This is a genomic window from Nocardioides sp. zg-1230 (assembly GCF_013155335.1).
Classification (GTDB): domain Bacteria; phylum Actinomycetota; class Actinomycetes; order Propionibacteriales; family Nocardioidaceae; genus Nocardioides.
This window is the reverse complement of record NZ_JABJQZ010000001.1, coordinates 845,241-863,997: the sequence shown is the minus strand read 5'-3', so window position 1 is coordinate 863,997 and position 18,757 is coordinate 845,241. Positions and strand designations below refer to the sequence as shown.

Below are 18,757 nucleotides of genomic sequence, written 5' to 3'. Positions count from 1 at the left end.
CCACCTCGCCCTCAGGGGTAGCGCCTCTCGGCGTGAAGACGATCAGCTGGGCGACGAGACCAAGTCCCCGCCTCCCGCAGGGACATCCGTTGCCACCGGAAGACCTCGGGCCTAAGGTCGATCACGGCGTCCTGGACCGACCTCTCGGGGAGGGAAGCCGGACGTGGCCGGTGCCTCGGTTCCGGCTGTCTCGAAGGAGGTCGTCACGTGAGGAAGTCACTTGTCGCAGCCGCGGTAGGGCTGGTCGCCAGCCTGGGGGCCGGTCTGGGGGCCGTCACTTCAGCCACTGCGGACCCGCCGCACAACCCCGGCGGGCCATGCATCCAGCCGGACCAGAACGTCAGCCTCTCGAGCGTTGCGGGCTACCGCGACGTCGTGCGGGAGCTGGACCGGATCGAGCGCACCAGCCAGGGTCGGGTGAGCGTTGCGTCCGCCGGCACCTCCGGTGAGGGCCGCGACCTGCTCTACGCGACGGTGGGAGACGGGCCGACCACGTTCTGGTTGCATGCCCGCATCCACGGCAACGAGCTGCACAGCACCGAGGCCGTACTGCAGATCCTCGATCATCTGGCCAGCGGCGACCCGCGCGCCCGGCTGATCCGTGAACGCCTCACGGTGATCGTGATCCCGATGTACAACCCGGACGGCGCAGAGGCGAACATCCGCCAGAGCACGACGCCCACCCGGATCGACCTCAACCGCGACTGGGAGAACTTCGCGCAGCCGGAGTCGGTGGCGTTCTGGCGACTGTGGCGTGAAACCGCCCCCGAGCTCGCGCTCGACCTGCACCACATGGGCGAGGCGCCGGTCGTCAACGGCACGAACGACCTCAACCAGTTCCAGATCGGTGCCAGGTCCATCGACCCGTCCCGCATGACGGCTGAGCAGTGGCTGACCAACCGGCAGATGGCGATGGTGAGCGTCGACGCCCTCGACCGCTTCGGGATCGCCAACGTCGCGCACTACCCGCTCATCGACATCACGAACGCGGCGCTGAGCCGGATGCTGATGGGTGGGACCGCGCCTGCCGGCGAGCAGCCGGTCGCCCAGACGCCGACCAAGGGCGCGATCTTCTACGAGGTCCGGTCCGTGGGCCAGAAGAGCAACGGCCAGCTCGAGCGGCTCTTCACGGTCCCCACCATGGCTGTGCTGTCCGCTGCCGCCAACGGCTCACTCGGGTCGTACGACGTCTCGGGCTACGCCGATATCCCGTTCGCGACCCAGGGCCCCTGCGGGGAGTGAACCGGGCAACGGCAGTCGGACAATGCGGTGCGGCGAGAGCTCTCGCCGCACCGCATTGCCCGCGTTCACCAGGAGGTGCCTTCGCCGCCCCGTAGTGCGCCACACCCGGCGTCGCCAGGTGCAGCGACGCCGGGCGATGCGTCTAGCTGGCGTTCTGGAGCGCCTTGACCTCGTCGCGGGCGGCGACCACAGCAGCCTGCTGGCGTACGACGACCTCGCGGAACCCTGCGCTCAGGTCCATCTTCAGGGCGTCCTCGTACTCCGAGACCGCGTGGTCCTCACCGGTCAGGGCAGCCTTGAGCACGGCCTCGGCGTCGTCGCCGGTGAGAGCGTCCTTCAACGCGATCCAGCCGCGGTGCACCGCTGCCGCGACGGTGCCGCTCTCGTCGACGTCGTCGCCGTAGGCGTGACCCATGTCGACGATCTCGCGCCAGAAGCCGGCGCGCTGCTCGGAGAAGCGCTGCAGGGTCGTGGCCCACTCGGGGTGCTCACCGTCGCGGAGCTTGTCGGCCGCTTCGGCGAAGCCCCGCTCGCCGTCCTTCAGCGTCTCGACCAGTTCCTTGGCCGCCTTGGCGTCATCAGACATCTCTGCTCCTTCGTGCGTTGGGAAGTGCCTACCGTTGCGGACTCGTCGCGTCCACGAATCACCCGTGGGGATGCGAGACGCGACCGGCGCGCCTAGACCGCCAACCTCTTGACGGTCTTGCTGACGTGATCGCCCTTCTTCTCGAGGAACGCGATCTCGCCGAACTCGAGGGAGCTCCAGCCCTCGCCGTCCTCCGTGAGGGCCTCGGAGGCGAACATTGCGACCGTCGCCTCTCCCTCGCCGCACGCCTCGAAGTCGTAGCCGTCGTCGTCCTGCTGGACGTGGCACCCCAGGAACAGGTGCATCGGCTCCAGGAGCATCGAGAGGGCGAAGTCGTCCGTGCCCGGACCGGACTCGCGCAGCTTCTTCCAGTCCCCGGCGGGGTTGGTCTCGCCCTGGTGCCCGAGGCCGACGTTGACCCCGATGATCCGGTTCGGCGACACCAGGGCCATCTTCAACTTGGTCAGGCCCGGGAGGTCGAGGTTCTCCATCGCCTTCGCGATGAGCCGCAGCACCTCCTCGACCGCACGCTGCACGTCCTCGTCGCTGTCGCCCTCGAGCAGGGACAGAAGCAGCACGTAGAGGAACTCCGTGTCGGTCGTGCCGCGCATCTGCTTCAGGTAGGCGTCCTTGCAGTGCGGCAGCAGCTCTCGCTGCAGCAGCTGCCAGTTCGGCACGTAACCGTTCTGGGCGATGATCCACGGCGTCTCGTCGAAGGAGAACGGGTGGCAGTTCTCGTCGGCCAGGACCGCCTTGGAGTCGTAGGCGGCGGCTCGGACGTGGCCGAGCATCGTGCTCGTCTGGAGGCTCGGGATGATGTGCTCCGCGTTGTCGTCGTAGAAGGCGGCCATGGGCCGGCGGTAGAGGAACGGGTCCTCCGGCTTGAGCAGGTGCTCGCTCCAGGTAGCGAAGCCCCACCCGGCCAAATGGAGGTCCGGGTAGAGCTCAGGGTCGAGCGCCTGGTTGACCAGGCTGTTCGCCGGCCGGAGCAGCAGGCTCTCGAGGGGAACGTCAGGCCCGATGTAGGCGAGCACTCGGCACATGGGATTCCTTCACTGACGGAGGATGTGTCGCGGTGGCGTCCACGAGCCTCGCCACCCTACGGGCGAGCCGGGCACGGCCGCGGGCGAGACCCGGCTACCGTCCTTCGGTGGCCAGCTCCCGCCGATCCGGCGTACGTCGACGCAGCGCGTCCCCGCGCCGGCGCAGCGCGGGCAAGGCGCAGCGGCCGTTGCCGGTCGCCGGGCCGGACGAGCGGCTGTGGGTGCTCGACGTCCCCTACGGCACGCAGGTCGACGGCGCCACCTGGCACCCGGCGGTCAAGATGCACCTGTACGTCGGCCGCGCGCTGCCCGCGCACCTCGCGCCGTACGCGCCGAGTCCCCACACCCTCGGTCGGTTCATCGAGAACACGCTCAACCCTGACTCTCCGACGCCCGCGCCCGAGCCGGACGGGACGCTCGAGCCCCGGCAGCTCCAGTACGAGGCAGCCGATGCGATCGCCGCGCGCGCGGAGGCGGGCGGCCGGCTGTTCCTGCTCGCCGACGAGCCCGGGGTGGGCAAGACGATCTCCGCGGTCCTCGGGGCGACGGCGGTCGGCGATCTCCGCGGCGCCCGGCGGGTGCTGGTCGTGGCGGACCGGCCGGCCGCGATCACCATCGGCCACTGGTGCCGCACGATCACGGCCCTCGGGGACGGCGGGCTGGAGTGGGTCGTGATCACGTGGGACCGGCTGGAGAAGGTCAAGGACCACGCCTGGGACGTGATCATCGCGGACGAGGCGCACGCGCTGCGACGTACGACGACGAAGCGGTGGAAGCTCTGGGCCCGGATCTCCGGGCACGGCAAGCCCCACGACCGGGCGCCGTTCGTCATCGCCACCACCGCGACGCCCGGGCACACGCCGCTCGAGCTGCCCTACCTCGCCCCGGCCTACGCGCAGGTCCTGGGCGAGTCGATGAAGGAGTGGACCTCGGCCACACAGGCTGCGGACACCTTCGCCACCGCGCTCGAGCGCCACGGCGTCGGGGTGGAGCGGGGACGGTACGGCGCGACCTGGACCACTGACCCCGCACGACGCGCAGCGGACCTCAAGCTCGTACGCGGCTGGCTGGAGGAGGAGCGGCCGCCGGCGATGCTGCACCGGGCCGCGCCGTGGGGGCCGGTGCCCATCTCCGGCATGCCCGTCGCGCTCACGCCGGCCGAGCGAGCGGCGTACGAGGCGGAGTGGGGCGAGTTCTGCCGGGAGATGGACATCGCCCGGCGCGGGCGCAACGTCGCCCAGGGTCGGGCCGCGCTGCTGCGCTTCCGGCAGAAGGCCGGGCTCATCCGCGTCGACTCGACGGTCGCCTGGATCGCCCAGCAGGTCGAGGCCGAGCGGCAGGTGGCGTGCTCGGTCGAGTTCGTCGCGACCGCGGCCGACCCGATCGCCGACCGGCTGCGGGACTCGGGCATCGAGGTCGCCACGATCTACGGGCGCGACCGGTTCGACCCGGAGGCCGAGCGGCTCCGGTTCCAGACCGGGCAGGCGAAGGTCTGCGTCTTCACCACGGTCGCCTCGATCAGCCTGCACGCCGGCGAGACCCTCGCCGACGGGCGCTCGGCGAGCACCGAGCCCCGGGTCGGGGTCTTCCACCAGGCCCGCTTCTCGGGCATCGCCGGACGGCAGGTGACCGGCCGCACGCACCGCGACCACCAGGTCTCGCCGTGGCACATCGCCTATGCCGAGGGCACCGTCGAGGAGCAGGTCGGCAAGGTGATGGTGGAGCGGATCGCCGCCGCCTCCGACACTGTCGGCGGCGACACCAGCGGGCTCACCGACCTGGCCCAGCTCCTCGGAGCCGACTGGCTCCCGATCGCGAGCCTGACCGAGGACGGCGCCTGACCGGACGGTTCAGAACCCGCCCATGTCGAAGCCGCCCATGTCGAAGCCGCCGCCGTCCCCGCCGCCGTCGCCCCCGTAGTCACCGCCGCCGTCGCCGGAATCCCCGCCGTCACCGCCACCGTCGTACCCGGAGCCGAAGTCGCCGAACATCATGGCGCCCATGAACATCCAGGTCATCGGGCCGAAGGCGCCGAAGTAGCCCATCGCGTAGGGCTCGTAGGCGCGGCCGCCCTGGTAGTACGGCACCCGCTGCGCGCCGACCATCACCTTGCGCACGTCCGGCTCGGCACCGGCGCGGACGCGCTCGGTGTCGAGGGCGCACGCAGGCACGTCCCGTTCGACGCCGTCCGGGGGGACGAAGGGGACGTCGGCCACCGAGGGGCCGTGACGGGGGTCGAAGAAGCAGGGCGGGCGCCGGGTCGGCAGCGGCTCGCCGGCCACGCGGGCGCGGACGCAGGCGATGGCGTAGCGACCGTCCTCGACGATCCCCGTGACGTGCCGGATGTCGTCGGGCCCGGTGATCGAGTCGCCGGCGGTCTTGGCGGACTCGTAGGCGTCGAGCGCTCGCTGGTAGTCGGCGGTGGCACCGGCGTCGAGCTCGTGACCGACCATCTCCAGGTCGAGCTGCTGCAGGTCCTCGCCGAAGGCGGTGATGTCCTCGAAGGCCAGCTTCCTAACCGGGGCCAGCTCGTCCTCGCGCCGGGCCAGCTCGCGTTGGTTGTTGCGGCGCGACGCCGCGACCGCGACGGCGCCCAGCGCCGCCAGGATGACCAGGATGAGGATCAGGTCCATCTCCAAACTGTACGTCCGGCGGGAAGCCACGACCACGCGTCGGCGGACCGCGCGATCGTGACTAGGCTCCCGTCGCGTGAACGCCACCCTCGTCGCCAAGGACCTGTCCGGCGGCCACGGCCACCGGGTCCTCTTCGAGGGGCTGGACCTCACGGTCGCCCCGGGTGACGTGATCGGTGTCGTCGGCGCCAACGGTGCCGGGAAGTCGACGCTGCTGTCCCTGCTCGGCGGGGTGGCGCAGCCGATGGCCGGCACCGTCGAGTGCGCGCCGCGGGACGCCTTCGTCGGCTGGCTGCCGCAGGAGCACGAGCGGGTGCCGGGCGAGACCGTCGCGCACTACCTCGCCAGGCGGACGGGCGCGGCCGACGCGACCACGGCGATGGAGGCGACCGCTGGCGCGCTGGGCTCGGGCGAGCCGGGGGCGGACGAGGCGTACGCCGTCGCGTTCGACCGGTGGCTCGCGAGCGGGGCGCCCGACCTCGAGGACCGCATCGCGCCGGTGCTGGCCGACCTGGGGCTCGACGTCGGTCCCGACGCCCTGATGACCACGCTCTCCGGCGGCCAGGCCGCGCGCGTGGCCCTCGCCGCGCTGCTGCTCAGCCGCTTCGACGTCGTACTGCTCGACGAGCCGACCAACGACCTCGACCTCGACGGGCTCGCGCGGCTGGAGGCGTTCGTGCAGGGCCTGCGCGGCGGCGTCGTGCTCGTGTCGCACGACCGCGAGTTCCTGGCACGCTGCGTCACCCGGATCGTCGAGCTCGACCTCGCGCAGGGCCAGGTCACCGTCTACGACGGCGGGTACGACGCGTTCCTCGAGGAGCGCGCCGTCGCCCGGCGCCACGCCCGGGAGGCCTACGAGGAGTACGCCGAGACGCGCGCCGACCTCGTGACACGGATGCGCACCCAGCGCGAGTGGAGCTCGAAGGGGGTGCGCAACGCGATCCGCAAGAACCCCGACAACGACAAGATCCGGCGCCGTGGATCCATCGAGTCGGCGGAGAAGCAGGCGCAGAAGGTCCGCCAGATGGAGTCGCGGATCGCGCGGCTCGAGGAGGTCGAGGAGCCGCGCAAGGAGTGGGTCCTGCAGTTCGACGTCGGCACCGCGCCGCGCTCCAGCGAGGTCGTGGCCACCCTCAACGAGGCGACCCGGACCCTGGGCGGGTTCACCCTCGGCCCGGTCTCCGTGCAGGTCAACGCCGGCGACCGGATCGGCATCACCGGCCCCAACGGGGCGGGCAAGACCACGCTCCTGCGGCTCCTGCTCGGGCAGTCGGCCCCGGACTCCGGCACCGCGTCGCTCGGCGCGTCCGTCGCCGTCGGTGTGATCGACCAGGCTCGCACCGGCCTGGCCGAGGACCAGCCGCTGGGCGCCGCCTTCGAGGCCGTCGTACCGGAGATGACGCAGGCCGAGGTGCGCACGCTGCTCGCCAAGTTCGGCCTCAAGGCGGACCAGGTCACCAGCCGGGTCGGCCGCCTCTCCCCGGGCGAGCGCACCCGCGCGTCCATGGCGCTCCTCCAGGCGCGCGGCGTCAACCTGCTCGTCCTCGACGAACCGACCAACCACCTCGACCTGCCCGCCATCGAGCAGCTCGAGCAGGCCCTGGAGTCGTACGACGGCGCGCTGCTGCTGGTCTCGCACGACCGGCGGCTGCTCGAGAACGTCCGGCTGCACCAGCGGTGGGAGGTCGACGGCGGCCAGGTCGTCGTACGCCACTCCTGACGTCGCGGCGGGCCAGACCGGACTCAGGAAGGGCTCGCCCCCCGACGCTCTGGGGGCGACACTGGTGGGAGGACGGGGCCCGGGGACGGAGGGGTCGATGGAACCCAGCTCGACAGCAGACGAAGACCTCCTCGAGGAGCTGCGGCGACACCGCGCGGAGCTGCGCGAGTCGATGAGCGCGCTGGAGGCCGCGCTGGCCGCGCCGGCCGTCAGCGACACGAGACGCTGGGCCGAACGCGTCCACGTGGCGACGGTGGAGCTCGCCGGCGACTTCCGGGAGCACGTCGGCATCACGGAGGCTCCCGACGGTCTCTACCGCGAGGTCCTCGACACCTCGCCACGGCTGTCCGGAGCCGTCACCGCCCTCACCCACGAGCACGTGCTGATCCGGGGCCAGCTCGACGGCCTCCTGACCCGCGTCGCCGCACCGGACGCCCTGGGCGACGTCGACCGGGTCCGCGACCTGGGTACGGCGCTCCTGGGGAGGCTGGTCCGGCACCGACAACGAGGCGCCGACCTCGTCTTCGAGGCCTACGAGTTCGACATCGGCGGCGAGACCTGACGAGGCCGTCGATCACCGGCGGAGCATCGCCTCGGTGTCGATCCCGCCGAGCTTTGCGGGGTTGCGGACGGCGTAGATCCGGGAGACGCGGCCGTCCGCGACGACGAAGCTGATGGCCGTGTCGTAGCCGTCCACGACGTCGACGATCCTGGCTCCGGGCGAGCCGTTGAGGGTGACGGGGACGATGCGGGCGTTCGCGCCGAACTTGTGGAAGGTGCGGAGCAGGTTGGCCACCTTCTTCGCGCCGAGCACCGGCTTGAGCGTCGCCTGGGCGATGCCGCCGCCGTCCGCGACCAGGACGACGTCGGGAGCGAGCGCGTCGAGGAGGCCCTGGAGGTCACCGTCGGTGACGGCGGCGAGGAACCGCTCGACGACTTGCTGCTGCTCGCTGCGCTGGACGTCCATCCGCGGTCGCCGGGACGCGACGTGCTCGCGCGCGCGGTGACCGATCTGCCGCACGGCGGCCGCGGACTTGTCGACCGCCTCCGCGATGTCGGCGTACGGCACGTCGAAGACCTCGCGCAGCACGAACACCGCCCGCTCGACCGGCGTCAGCGTCTCCAGCACGGTGAGCATCGCGAACGACACGCTCTCCGCCAGCTCGACGTCCTCGGCCACGTCCGGCGCCGTCAGCAGCGGCTCGGGCAGCCACTCACCGACGTAGTCCTCGCGCCGCCGCGCGATGGCACGGAGCCGGTCAAGGGCCTTGCGCGTGACCATCCGGACCAGGAAGGCGCGGGGGTCGCGGACCTCTCCGCGCGCGTCCGCGCCGATCCCGTCCCACCGGATCCACGTCTCCTGCACGACGTCCTCCGCCTCGGCGGCCGAGCCGAGCATCTCGTAGGCGACGGTGAAGAGCAGTCCGCGGTGCGCGACGAAGGGGTCCTCGGTCACGGTCACGACCTTACGGCGAGCCGCGGCGTGGTCGGCCGGGCCAGCGGCTCGAGGCCGCAGGCGTCGGCGAAGCCGTCGGACTCGATGCCGAGCGCGACGTTCGCGCGGGTGGTGAAGTTCGCGAACGCGATCACCGCGGTGAGCTCGAGCACCCCTGCCTCACCGAGCTGCGAGCGCAGCGACTCGACCAGCTCGTCGGTCACCGTCGGCTCGGTCTCGGTCATCGCCTCCGCGTACTCGAGCACGCTCCGCTCCAGCGGGGAGAACACCTCCGACTCGCGCCAGCGCGGCACCTCCCGGGCCTTGTCCATGTCGAGGTCCAAGTTGTGGGCCTCGAAGTAGTTGAAGTCGAGGCACCACGTGCAGCCGACGCGCGAGGCCACGGCCATGTGCGCGAACGACTTGAGCTGCTCGTCGCACCGGTCCCACTTCTGGACCTTCCTGCCGAGCGACGCCATGTCCATCAGCACCTGCTGGTGGTGCCAGTAGACGCCGATCGACGTCGGGACCGTGCCGCCCAGCGTCTTGCGGGCGAAGCGCTTGATCATCCATCCCTTGAAGCCGGTGATCTCGGTGGCGGGGATGCGGGTCGTTCCGGACATGACGTCCTCCTCAGGCGGTCGGTAGGACATCAAGACGCCGGCCACGCCCGATGTGTGACACCTGGTGGGTAGCGGGTCAGCAGGTCATCGGGTGTCGGCGAGATCTGCGAGCCAGGTACTGACGACCGACGCGAGGCGGTCGTCGGCCGGCGGCCACTCGCTGAACACCTGGCGCCCCAGGTTGCCGATCGTCGTGGCCGGCACCTGCTCCCACGCTCCTGCCCTCAGCATCGGTTGGTTCTGGTGGAGGAACTGCGGGTGCGGGTCGGTCGCCACCTCCCACGTCGCGTCCGGGGCGGCGCTCGTGACGATCTCGGTCACGTAGGAGATCAGGCCGTCGAGGAGCTGGAGGGAGGCCTCGTCGAGTCGCTCGTGCTCACCGAGCCCCAGCCTCGACCAGGACGGCTGCTGTCCGGACGGCCCGAGCTGGAGCCGCTTCTTCACCCAGACCCACAACGGTCCGAGGCTCTCGACCGATCGGTCCAGCTCGACCGCATCGCCCACGGCGAGCTCGAGATGCCGCAGGGCGGCGGGCCGCTCCTCGAGGAACTCCTCGAGGGCGGCCGCCGCCTGCTGCTCGGTCAGGTGTGCGTACGGGGTCATGGGAGGTGGACAACGTACGAGATCCCGCTCTCGTCGGACAGGTCCAGCGCGGGCACCGGCGCCCGACGGCTCGCCTCCACTGCCCTACCGTTGGCGGCATGAAGGCTCTGGTTCTCGAGAACATCCACCCGACGGCCGTCGACCTCCTGAGGTCCCGCGGCTACGAGGTCGAGCTGCGCTCCGGAGCGCTGCGCGAGGACGAGCTGATCGAGTCGCTGGACGGCGTACAGCTGCTCGGGATCCGGTCCAACACGAACGTGACCGAGAAGGTCCTGGACGCAGCTCCCGGCCTGGAGGCCATCGGCTGCTTCTGCATCGGCACCAACCAGGTCGACCTGGGCGCGGCCGCCGAGCGGGGCGTCGGCGTCTTCAACGCGCCGTACTCCAACACGCGGAGCGTGGTCGAGCTGGTGATCGGCGAGATCATCGCGCTGGCCCGCCGGCTGCCGGAGAAGACCCAGCGGATGCACGACGGCGTGTGGGACAAGTCCGCGCGGGGCAGCCACGAGGTCCGCGGCCGCACGCTCGGGATCGTCGGGTACGGCAACATCGGCACGCAGCTGTCGAACGTCGCTGAGGCACTCGGGATGCGGGTGGTCTTCTACGACAAGGCCGATCGCCCGGCCCACGGCAACGCCCGCCGGATGGCGTCGCTCACCGAGCTGCTCGAGACCGCCGACGTCGTCAGCCTCCACGTCGACGGCCGGCCCGGCAACGCGGGCCTCTTCGGCCCCGACCAGTTCGCCGCGATGAAGCCGCGGGCCCTCTTCATCAACGCCTCGCGCGGCATGGTGGTGGACTACGACTCGCTGCGCAGCCACGTCCTGTCCGGGCACATCGCGGGCGCGGCGGTCGACGTGTTCCCGGTCGAGCCGAAGGCCCAGGGCGACGCGTTCGAGTCCGTGCTGCGAGGCCTCGACAACGTCATCCTCACGCCCCACGTCGGCGGATCGACGCAGGAGGCGCAGGAGGAGATCGGCCGGTTCGTGGCGGAGAAGCTCGCCGGGTTCGCCCTCCAGGGCAGCACCGCGCTGTCGGTCAACCTGCCGCAGGTCCTCACGCCCCACCTGGACGGTGAGCACCGGCTGGGCTTCCTCCACCACAACGTCCCCGGCGTGCTCGCCCGGCTCAACGCCGTCTTCGCCGAGGCCGGCGACAACGTGATCGGCCAGCACCTGTCGACCCGGGACCACCTCGGGTACGTCGTCACCGACGCGTCGGAGCCGCTGTCGCCCGAGGCCATCGAGGAGCTGCGGCGCTCGGAGCACTGCGTGTGGGTCCGCACCTGGTGAAGCCGCAGGCAAGCGGGGCAGCCTCGGGTCAGGGCCGCGGGAGGCTCTCGGGGGTTCCGAGGAGGCAGCGCGACGCGGGGTCGGAGATGGCGCCCGATGGCGAGCAGGAGCACCACCCCCACCCAGGTGAGGACCCGCGAGCCGCTGAGTGGGACACCCGTCGTCGTGGTCAGTGCAGCACCCTCTCACTCGCCGTGCACGTCGGGCGGTGACCTGACTCCACCCATGCAGCGTCGACCATGCTCGTGGCCCCCGCATATGGGCCTGCGGCGCGCGAGTCCCGTTGTGAGGTCGCTTCGGACTGCTGCCTGATGACTTTCGATGGCTCAGAACCGTGCTTCAGTTGAGCGACGCGCTGATCGAGGACCTGAGGGTGAAAGCGGCTGGCGCCTGCTACCCGCACTGACGTTCCGGATGTCCGGGTCTGCCGCGATGAGCGCGTAGGTCTGTCGATCGGCGGGCCGTTCTTGAGCGTCGGGTACGACGTCAGGCCTGGTCGAGCATCTCCCGCATGCGGCCGATCTCGGCCGTCTGGGTGAGCGCGACATCGGCTGCGACCTCGCTGACCATGATGTCGATGCCGTCGACGGCGACGTCGTCGGCCATGTCGATCGCACCCTCGTGGTGCTGGACCATGGCGCGGAGGAACAGCCGGTCGAACGCCGCACCGCGAGCCCGCCTGAGCTCGTCCATCTGCGCCTCGGTGAGCATGCCGACCATCCCGTTGTGACCGTGCTCGCTGTGGTCCCACTCGCTCGGGTCCTCCGCGGCCGTCGGCACCGCCATGTCGCGCTCCTCGAGCCAGGAGGCCATCATCAGGATCTCCGGGCCCTGCGCCGCCCGGATGCGCGCGGCGAGCTCGCGGACCCGGTCGCTGCGGGCGTGCTTCTCGGCCAGCTCAGCCATCACGATCGCCTGCGCGTGGTGCGGCACCATCATCTGCATGAAGGCCACGTCGGCCTCGTTGAACTCCGGCTCGACGGCCTTCTCGGCGTCCTCGGGCGAGATCGTCTCGTTCGCCTCGCCGGGACCGCCGGGCTGGAGCACGCCGGGCGTCTCGACGTCGCTCCTGCTCGAGGCGGGCGCGGCGCCAGGCTCATCCGACGTACACGCGGACAGGGACAGGGCGATGGCCAGCCCGGTGGCCGCGGCGGCCAGGGGGCGGGAGAGTCGTCCGAGCACGGTTCTCCTTCAGCGGGCCAGGCGATGCGTTCTCGCCGGGCACTTGCGTCAATTCTGGTGCAAAAGTCTTTACTTGTGTGTCCGAGGCACGGTACGACGGTGTCGACCGTTTCGGAAACCCCGGAGCGGTCGTCGACTGATGAAAGGTCTCGGGTTCCATGTACTCATCTCGGAGACGCACGTCCATGCCCGGACGGGCACGTGTCGCCGCCACCGCCGCCGTCGCTCTCGGACTCACCCTGTCCGCGGTGCCGGCCCTGGCGCACGACAAGCACGACAGCCACGACAACAGCACGACCAGCGCCCGGGAGAGGGCCGGGGCCGAGGATCTCTGCACCGACGCCCGTGAGGACCGCCTCGAGGCGGCGGGCGACAACTTCGCGCAGGCCTGCCTCCCCGGCCAGGACCTCGCGCAGACGAAGGGCTTCGAGTCCGACCTCGCCGCGGGCGAGATCGCCTCGAGCCCCAACACCAGGCTGGTCGCCAACCTGCCCAAGCAGGGCCGGTTCGACTCGACCAGTGCCCTCAACAGCGACCTGGCGTTCCAGGGCACCTACGCCTATGCGGGCAACTACGAAGGCTTCATGGTCTACGACATCTCGACGCCCGAGGCTCCGAAGGTCGTCAGCCAGGTCGTCTGCCCCGGCTCGCAGAACGACATCTCGGTCTCGGGCAACCTGCTCGTCCTGAGCGTGGACTCCAGCCGCAGCAACAACACCTGCGACAACGTCGCGCAGTCCGCGACGATCAAGGAGTCGTGGGAGGGCATCCGGGTCTTCGACATCAGCAACCCGGCCAGCCCGCAGTACGTCGCGGCGGTCGAGACCGACTGCGGTTCGCACACGCACACGCTCGCCCCGAGCAAGGACGGGGCGAACCTCTACGCCTACGTCTCGTCGTACAGCCCCAATGCGGCGTTCCCCGACTGCCAGCCGCCGCACGACTCCATCTCGGTCGTGAAGATCCCGGTGGACGCGCCGCAGACCGCCGCGGTGGTCACGGAGCCCGTGCTCTTCGCGGACGGCGGCAACCCGGGCGGCAACGGGTCCAGCACGACCAGCGGCTGCCACGACATCACGGCGTACCCGTCCAAGGACATCGCGGCCGGCGCCTGCATGGGTGACGGCATCCTGCTCGACATCGCCGACCGGGAGAACCCGGTCCTGACCGAGCAGGTGCGCGACACCACCAACTTCGCGTTCTGGCACTCCGCCACCTTCAACAACGACGGCACCAAGGTGCTGTTCACCGACGAGCTCGGCGGTGGCGGCGCGGCGACGTGCAACCCAGAGGTCGGCCCCACCCGCGGGGCGGACGGGATCTACGACATCGAGGACGGCCAGCTGGCGTTCAAGAGCTACTACAAGATCTCGCGCACCCAGGCGTCCACCGAGAACTGCGTGGCCCACAACGGCTCGCTGATCCCGGTGAACGGCAAGGACATCATGGTGCAGGCCTGGTACCAGGGCGGCATCTCGGTGTTCGACTTCACCAACTCCAAGAAGCCGCGGGAGATCGCCTGGTTCGACCGGGGTCCGCTCCCCGCCGGCCAGATCGGCGGCTCGTGGTCGGCGTACTACTACAACGGCTACATCTACTCCAACGACATCCAGAAGGGCTTCGACGTGATCAAGGTCGATGACAAGGTCATCAACCGCGCGGCGAAGAACCCGATGGACGTCTTCAACCCGCAGTCCCAGCCGTCCTACAACGGCTGACCTGCCAGACGCGCAACATTCCGGACCCCGGGGCCTCCACGGCCCCGGGGTCTGTCGCGTGGTGGCGCGTGGTGCTCACGTCTCCAGGAAGGCGAGGCTGATCGCCGCTGCGGCGAAGACCGCGGTCGTCACGATGACCAGCCACTCGATCCCCTGCAGCCACGTTCCGCGCAGGGGCTCGACCAGCTGGTGCACGGCCATGACCGCGAGGCCCGCGGAGAGCAGGGTGATGGCGGTGAGTACGACGACGAACGTCCACGCTGCTGTTTCGCCGGCGGCCAGCGACCCGAGCGCGAGGAGCTCCGCGACGAGGACGAGACAGGCCGCGACGATCGCCCCGGTGATGCCCAACCCGCCCAGCCAGCGGGGCTCCCGTCCCGACTGCCGACCCTCGGGATCGAGGTCGCGGCTCATGAAGGCAGCGGCGACCACGAGGATCGGGATCACGACGACGGCCGCCTGATAGAACCGGATGTCGACCACGGTTGCTCCTGGGACGAGGGCTGTCCCCATGATGCCTCACCGTGATCCACTGGCGGCCGACTCGGGAGGGCTCATGAAGCTGCTGCTCACGTCCGGTGGCATCACGAATGCCAGCATCGAGGCGTCGCTGGTCGAGCTGCTGGGCAAGCCGATCGCCGACTCCACGGCGCTCTGCATCCCGACGGCCCTGTGGGGCTGCCCCCGGGAGGTGCCGCCGGCGGCACCGGACTACCTGACCGGGCGGGCCTGGGGCGGCATGACCTCCCTGGGCTGGAAGTCGCTCGGCGTCCTCGAGCTGAGCGCGTTGGCCGCGACCGGCAAGGACGTCTGGGTGCCGTGGGTGGAGCAGGCTGACGTGCTGCTCGTCGCCGGCGGCGAGACGGCGTACCTGTGCCACTGGATGCGCGAGTCCGGCTTCGCCGACCTCCTGCCACAGCTCACCGACACGGTCTGGGTCGGGGTCAGTGCCGGCAGCATGGTGATGACCCCGCGGGTCGGCGACGACTTCGTGGGCTGGGCGTCCGCTCCGGACGACCGCGCCCTCGGTGTCGTGGACTTCTCCATCTTCCCGCACCTGGACGTCTTCCCGGAGAACTCCCTGGCCGACGCAGAGCGCTGGTCGGCCGACATCGGCGGGCCCGCCTACGCCCTCGACGACCAGTCGGCGATCGCGGTCACCGACGGCGCGGTCGAGGTCATCTCCGAGGGGCACTGGAAGCTGCTCACCTCATAGAGGTAGGCACGCGGCCAGGGTGCACGAACCCGCCGCATGCGCCTCCTCGGAGTGGTAGGAACGCCCTGTGGCAGCCGATCGGTACGACGAGCTCATGGCGCGGCATGACGCCCTGACGCGAGAGCTCCAGGAGCGGATGCGGCTGCACCACGAGGAGATGCTGCCCCAGATGGCGCTCCTGGGGAGCTCGGCCAAGGGGTTCGGCAGCCGCACCGACGGCATCCGCCTCGCACGAGACGGCTCCCTGGACGCGATCCTGGAGCTCCAGGACGTCCACGGCCGGACCTCGACCGTGGTGCTGCGGGCAGACCCGCGCCGCGGGGTGGTGGAGCACGTCGTCGGAGCGAGGGCTGAGACCGAGGCGGAGCCCTCGCCGCGCACGCGTGACGAGACCGCGGAACGGCTCACCGCGGTCACCGCGTTGGCGCACGAGCACCTCCCGGGCGCCGCGCCGCAGGACTTCCTCGCCCTGCTGCGGCCGGCGCTCCGACTCGAGCACGCGGCGGAGGGGGATCCGGTGGTGGGCCAGCTCGGGGGCCTGCCGAGCCTGCCGATCAACTCGTGGCCGGTGTGGGACGGTCACGGCCCGCTGAGCCACGTCCTCACCTTCGAGTGCGAGGCCGTGGCGGCGATGCTGCCCGAGCTCGGTCTCCCGACCACCGGCCGCCTCGCGTTCTTCTACTTCGACGGCGCCTTCGACGACTTCACCAGCGCGGTCGGGACGTGGGACCCGACGACGCGCCCCGGATCCCGGGTGATGCACCTGCACCCGGACCAGGCCGCACCGCACGACCGCATGCACCTCGCGACGCCTGCCCCGCCCGGCCTCACGCCCTTCCCCGCTGTCGCGCTGACAGCTGTCAGGACCATGACCTGGCCGGGCCGCGAGTCGCCGACCGCCGAGGCGGTCTGGGCGAGGGCCGGGCTCGTGGGCCCCCGGCCGGGCGTCCCCGCGCCGCCCGTGGCAGCGCTCTACGACGCCCTCCACGAGCTTCCGCACGGTGGGTACGACACCCACCAGATCGGGGGCCACGCCTGCCCCCAGCAGAACGCGGTGGAGATGGAGGTCGAACAGCTGCACCGTGGGCTCACCGGTGAGCCCTTCGAGTGGGACGACCCGCAGGTGCAGGCCGCGGCCACCGGCTGGCAGCTCGTGCTCCAAGTGGCCTCCGACGACGCCGCGGACATGATGTGGGGGGACGTCGGCCAGCTCTACTACCTCGCCCGCAGCCCGGGTGAGCCGGAAGAGGCGCTGGCCACCTTGCAGTGCGGCTAGGCCGGCCCAGCGGCCGTCGCGTCAGCCCTTGTAGGGCTTGTCCTCGTGCCGCGGGTCGAGGCTGGGATAGCCCGCCTTGGGCGCGATCCCGTCCGGCTGGGGCTCCTCGCCACCGGGGCTCTGCTCCGGGGGTGCGTCCTCAGGGGTGTCCTGCACCGAGGTGTCCCGCAGGCCGTCCGCGCCGACCTGTCCCGGGCCGGTGTGGCCGACACGCTCGCTGCTGGAGCCCATCCCGCCCGCCGCTCCCTGCGGACCGGACGCGTTGGGCGTCGACCTCCGCTCGGTGGCGGCTGGTTCGGTAGTCGTCTCGTCCGGGCTGGTCATCGGGTCATCCCCTCGGTCGCGAATGGATGACCTCCTGTTCCCCACCTGCTGGGCGCCATGTGTGCCCGGCCCAGGACGTGACGTTGTCCCCTACAGGGGTGCGCGTAGGCGGAGGCAGTCTGCTCGTGTGAGCACCCGACTCCACGTCCGCGGGCCGAGCATCGAGCGCGCCAGTACCGCGGACCGTGCCTTCCTCGCCATGGAGGGTGGCGGCCGTGCGGAGCAGATCGGCGTGGCGCTGGTCCTTGAGCCGGGCTCGACGCCTGTCGACGTCGCGACGGTGACGCGGCTGGTCGGTGAGCGGCTGACGACGATCCCGCGGATGCGGCAGCGCCTGGTGCCCACCCCGTGGGGCTGCGGCGGGCCGATCTGGGTCGACGACGCGCGCTTCGACGTACGCCGACACGTGCGCCACGTCGCGTGCCGGTCTCCGGGGGACGAGCAGGCCTTCCTCGACACCGTCCTGGCCGTGGTCGCCGAGCCCCTGCCGGTGGACGCGCCGCTGTGGTCGGCCGTGGTCGTCACGGGCCGTGCGGACGGTTCCACGAGCCTGGTGCTGGTCCTGCACCACGTCCTCGCCGACGGGGTCGGCGGCCTGGCCGTCCTCGTGGCCCTTGTCGACCCCGGTGGACCCGCCCCGGAGCAACCGTTCCCGCGGCACCGTCCGACGGCCCGCGCGCTCGCCCGCGACGCCTGGCGCACGCGCGTGCGGTCACTGGGCCGCTTCTCGTGGTGGCTCCGGCAGGTACGCCGTTCCTTCGCCGCCGCCGGCGGGCTCGTCCCGCCGCGCGTCGCACCGTGCTCGTTGCTCCGGCCGACCGGGCCGCGGCGCGCGATCGGGGTGGTGTCCGTCGACGGCCGGGCGCTGCGGGAGGCCGCCCACCGGTTCGGGGCCACCGGCAACGACGCCGTGCTCGCCGCGGTCGCCGGTGCGCTGCAGCGGGTGCTGCGCGCACGGGGCGAGGCGGTCGACGCGGTGGTGATCGCCGTACCGGTCTCCGGCCGGCGCAGCGACGACACCGCCTCGCTCGGCAACATGGTCAGCCCGATGCTCGTCACCGTCCCGGCCACCGACGACACCCGCAGCCGGCTGCTCGCCGTCTCCAGCCACGTACGTCGCCATCGGTCCGACGCGAGCGGGCCACCGCCGATCGCCCTGCTGGGCGGGCTGTTCCGGCCGCTGGCCGCCCTGGGTGGCTTCCGCTGGTACATGCGTCACCAGCAGCGGCTGCACACCCTGGTGAGCCACGTGCGCGGTCCCGAGCAGACGGTGCACCTCGCCGGACGCCCGGTCCGCGCCGCGGTGCCGATCGCGCTGTCGGAGAGCGGCAACGTGACGGCGTACTTCGAGGTGCTCTCCTACGCCGGCACGGTGACCGTCACCGCCGTCGTCGATCCCGACGGTTTCCCCGACCTCGACGTGCTCCTGGCCGGTCTGCGTGACGAGCTGGGCGTGATCGCCGGTCTCGAGCCGTAGGGCTCCTACACTCGTGACGATGGCAGACCTCGACGCGGTCGAAGCCCGGATCTGGGCGCTCCTCGAGCCCTACCGGGACGAGCTCGAGGACGCGACCATCTACGGCATGCCGTCCCTGCGATGGCCCGGCTCCGGCGCCCACGACTACTTCGCAGCCGTCAAGCGGAGCACCACCAAGGTGAGCCTGTACGCGATCGCCGTGGACACGTGGCCGGAGGCGCTCGAGGGCTCCTCGGAGGAGCTCCGGAAGCGCCGGACCGGCAAGGCGACCTTCTCGTTCCCGTCCCTGGACGACGACCTCGCAGCGGAGCTCGAGTCGTTCCTGGGGCGGCTCTACCAGCCCTACCGCGCGCACCACGCGGGTCGTTCGTCGACCTAGGAGCGTGT

At 71.3% G+C, this 18,757-nt stretch carries 19 protein-coding genes; 10 read left to right on the top strand and 9 right to left on the bottom strand.

Annotated features, from left to right (window positions below; all coding sequences use genetic code 11):
* Positions 1 to 207: 207 nt before the first annotated feature.
* A complete protein-coding gene (locus HOO61_RS04160) occupies positions 208 to 1,242 on the top strand; it encodes a M14 family zinc carboxypeptidase (RefSeq protein WP_172257173.1) in 1,035 nt (344 codons plus the stop codon).
* A 142-nt stretch (positions 1,243 to 1,384) separates the two neighbouring features.
* Here the strand turns inward: HOO61_RS04160 and HOO61_RS04155 are convergent, their stop codons facing one another.
* Together HOO61_RS04155 and HOO61_RS04150 are read right to left on the bottom strand one after the other, a co-directional pair.
* A complete protein-coding gene (locus tag HOO61_RS04155; protein WP_172257171.1) occupies positions 1,385 to 1,828 on the bottom strand; it encodes a PA2169 family four-helix-bundle protein in 444 nt (147 codons plus the stop codon).
* 92 nt (positions 1,829 to 1,920) lie between these two features.
* Positions 1,921 to 2,871: a class II glutamine amidotransferase gene (locus HOO61_RS04150; RefSeq protein ID WP_172257169.1), complete on the bottom strand. Its 951-nt coding sequence runs from the start codon at positions 2,869 to 2,871 to the stop codon at positions 1,921 to 1,923.
* A gap of 107 nt (positions 2,872 to 2,978) precedes the next feature.
* On the opposite strand from HOO61_RS04150, the gene HOO61_RS04145 reads away from it, so the two are divergent.
* Positions 2,979 to 4,712 carry a helicase gene (locus HOO61_RS04145; RefSeq protein WP_172257167.1) on the top strand — a complete coding sequence of 578 codons (1,734 nt, stop codon included), beginning with the start codon at positions 2,979 to 2,981 and terminating at the stop codon, positions 4,710 to 4,712.
* Positions 4,713 to 4,721: 9 nt separating this feature from the next.
* Here the strand turns inward: HOO61_RS04145 and HOO61_RS04140 are convergent, their stop codons facing one another.
* The gene (locus HOO61_RS04140) at positions 4,722 to 5,504 is read right to left on the bottom strand and encodes a hypothetical protein (RefSeq protein WP_172257165.1); all 783 of its coding nucleotides are present in this window, start codon (positions 5,502 to 5,504) and stop codon (positions 4,722 to 4,724) included.
* Positions 5,505 to 5,580: 76 nt separating this feature from the next.
* On the opposite strand from HOO61_RS04140, the gene HOO61_RS04135 reads away from it, so the two are divergent.
* Positions 5,581 to 7,224, top strand: a complete 1,644-nt coding sequence (locus HOO61_RS04135) for an ABC-F family ATP-binding cassette domain-containing protein (RefSeq protein ID WP_172257163.1) — start codon at positions 5,581 to 5,583, stop codon at positions 7,222 to 7,224.
* 97 nt (positions 7,225 to 7,321) lie between these two features.
* Positions 7,322 to 7,786 carry a hemerythrin domain-containing protein gene (locus tag HOO61_RS04130; protein ID WP_172257161.1) on the top strand — a complete coding sequence of 155 codons (465 nt, stop codon included), beginning with the start codon at positions 7,322 to 7,324 and terminating at the stop codon, positions 7,784 to 7,786.
* 12 nt (positions 7,787 to 7,798) lie between these two features.
* On the opposite strand, the gene HOO61_RS04125 is transcribed toward HOO61_RS04130, so the two are convergent.
* From HOO61_RS04125 to HOO61_RS04115, 3 genes are all read right to left on the bottom strand, one after another.
* Positions 7,799 to 8,680 carry an RNA polymerase sigma-70 factor gene (locus HOO61_RS04125; protein WP_172257159.1) on the bottom strand — a complete coding sequence of 294 codons (882 nt, stop codon included), beginning with the start codon at positions 8,678 to 8,680 and terminating at the stop codon, positions 7,799 to 7,801.
* Between the two features lie 2 nt (positions 8,681 to 8,682).
* Positions 8,683 to 9,282, bottom strand: a complete 600-nt coding sequence (locus HOO61_RS04120) for a carboxymuconolactone decarboxylase family protein (protein WP_172257157.1) — start codon at positions 9,280 to 9,282, stop codon at positions 8,683 to 8,685.
* 84 nt (positions 9,283 to 9,366) lie between these two features.
* Positions 9,367 to 9,885 (bottom strand): hypothetical protein, encoded by a 519-nt coding sequence (locus tag HOO61_RS04115; protein WP_172257155.1) that lies wholly within the window; start codon positions 9,883 to 9,885, stop codon positions 9,367 to 9,369.
* 98 nt (positions 9,886 to 9,983) lie between these two features.
* Between HOO61_RS04115 and serA the strand changes: the two genes are divergently transcribed.
* Complete coding sequence (gene serA / locus HOO61_RS04110; RefSeq protein WP_172257153.1) at positions 9,984 to 11,177, top strand: phosphoglycerate dehydrogenase; 1,194 nt, start codon at positions 9,984 to 9,986, stop codon at positions 11,175 to 11,177.
* A 486-nt stretch (positions 11,178 to 11,663) separates the two neighbouring features.
* Here the strand turns inward: serA and HOO61_RS23985 are convergent, their stop codons facing one another.
* On the bottom strand, positions 11,664 to 12,359 hold the full coding sequence (locus HOO61_RS23985; protein ID WP_172257151.1) for a DUF305 domain-containing protein: 696 nt from the start codon (positions 12,357 to 12,359) through the stop codon (positions 11,664 to 11,666).
* Between the two features lie 185 nt (positions 12,360 to 12,544).
* On the opposite strand from HOO61_RS23985, the gene HOO61_RS04100 reads away from it, so the two are divergent.
* Positions 12,545 to 14,077, top strand: a complete 1,533-nt coding sequence (locus tag HOO61_RS04100) for an LVIVD repeat-containing protein (RefSeq protein WP_216658539.1) — start codon at positions 12,545 to 12,547, stop codon at positions 14,075 to 14,077.
* 75 nt (positions 14,078 to 14,152) lie between these two features.
* Here HOO61_RS04100 and HOO61_RS04095 read toward each other — a convergent pair whose 3' ends face one another.
* Positions 14,153 to 14,560 (bottom strand): hypothetical protein, encoded by a 408-nt coding sequence (locus HOO61_RS04095; protein ID WP_172257150.1) that lies wholly within the window; start codon positions 14,558 to 14,560, stop codon positions 14,153 to 14,155.
* A gap of 73 nt (positions 14,561 to 14,633) precedes the next feature.
* Between HOO61_RS04095 and HOO61_RS04090 the strand changes: the two genes are divergently transcribed.
* Positions 14,634 to 15,293, top strand: a complete 660-nt coding sequence (locus HOO61_RS04090; RefSeq protein WP_172257149.1) for a Type 1 glutamine amidotransferase-like domain-containing protein — start codon at positions 14,634 to 14,636, stop codon at positions 15,291 to 15,293.
* Positions 15,294 to 15,360: 67 nt separating this feature from the next.
* Positions 15,361 to 16,569 (top strand): YwqG family protein, encoded by a 1,209-nt coding sequence (locus tag HOO61_RS04085; RefSeq protein ID WP_172257148.1) that lies wholly within the window; start codon positions 15,361 to 15,363, stop codon positions 16,567 to 16,569.
* A 21-nt stretch (positions 16,570 to 16,590) separates the two neighbouring features.
* On the opposite strand, the gene HOO61_RS04080 is transcribed toward HOO61_RS04085, so the two are convergent.
* The gene (locus tag HOO61_RS04080) at positions 16,591 to 16,893 is read right to left on the bottom strand and encodes a hypothetical protein (protein ID WP_172257147.1); all 303 of its coding nucleotides are present in this window, start codon (positions 16,891 to 16,893) and stop codon (positions 16,591 to 16,593) included.
* 127 nt (positions 16,894 to 17,020) lie between these two features.
* Between HOO61_RS04080 and HOO61_RS04075 the strand changes: the two genes are divergently transcribed.
* Both HOO61_RS04075 and HOO61_RS04070 read left to right on the top strand, forming a co-directional pair.
* Positions 17,021 to 18,370: a wax ester/triacylglycerol synthase domain-containing protein gene (locus HOO61_RS04075; RefSeq protein ID WP_172257146.1), complete on the top strand. Its 1,350-nt coding sequence runs from the start codon at positions 17,021 to 17,023 to the stop codon at positions 18,368 to 18,370.
* Between the two features lie 19 nt (positions 18,371 to 18,389).
* The gene (locus HOO61_RS04070) at positions 18,390 to 18,749 is read left to right on the top strand and encodes a hypothetical protein (RefSeq protein ID WP_172257145.1); all 360 of its coding nucleotides are present in this window, start codon (positions 18,390 to 18,392) and stop codon (positions 18,747 to 18,749) included.
* The last annotated feature ends 8 nt before the right edge of the window (positions 18,750 to 18,757 follow it).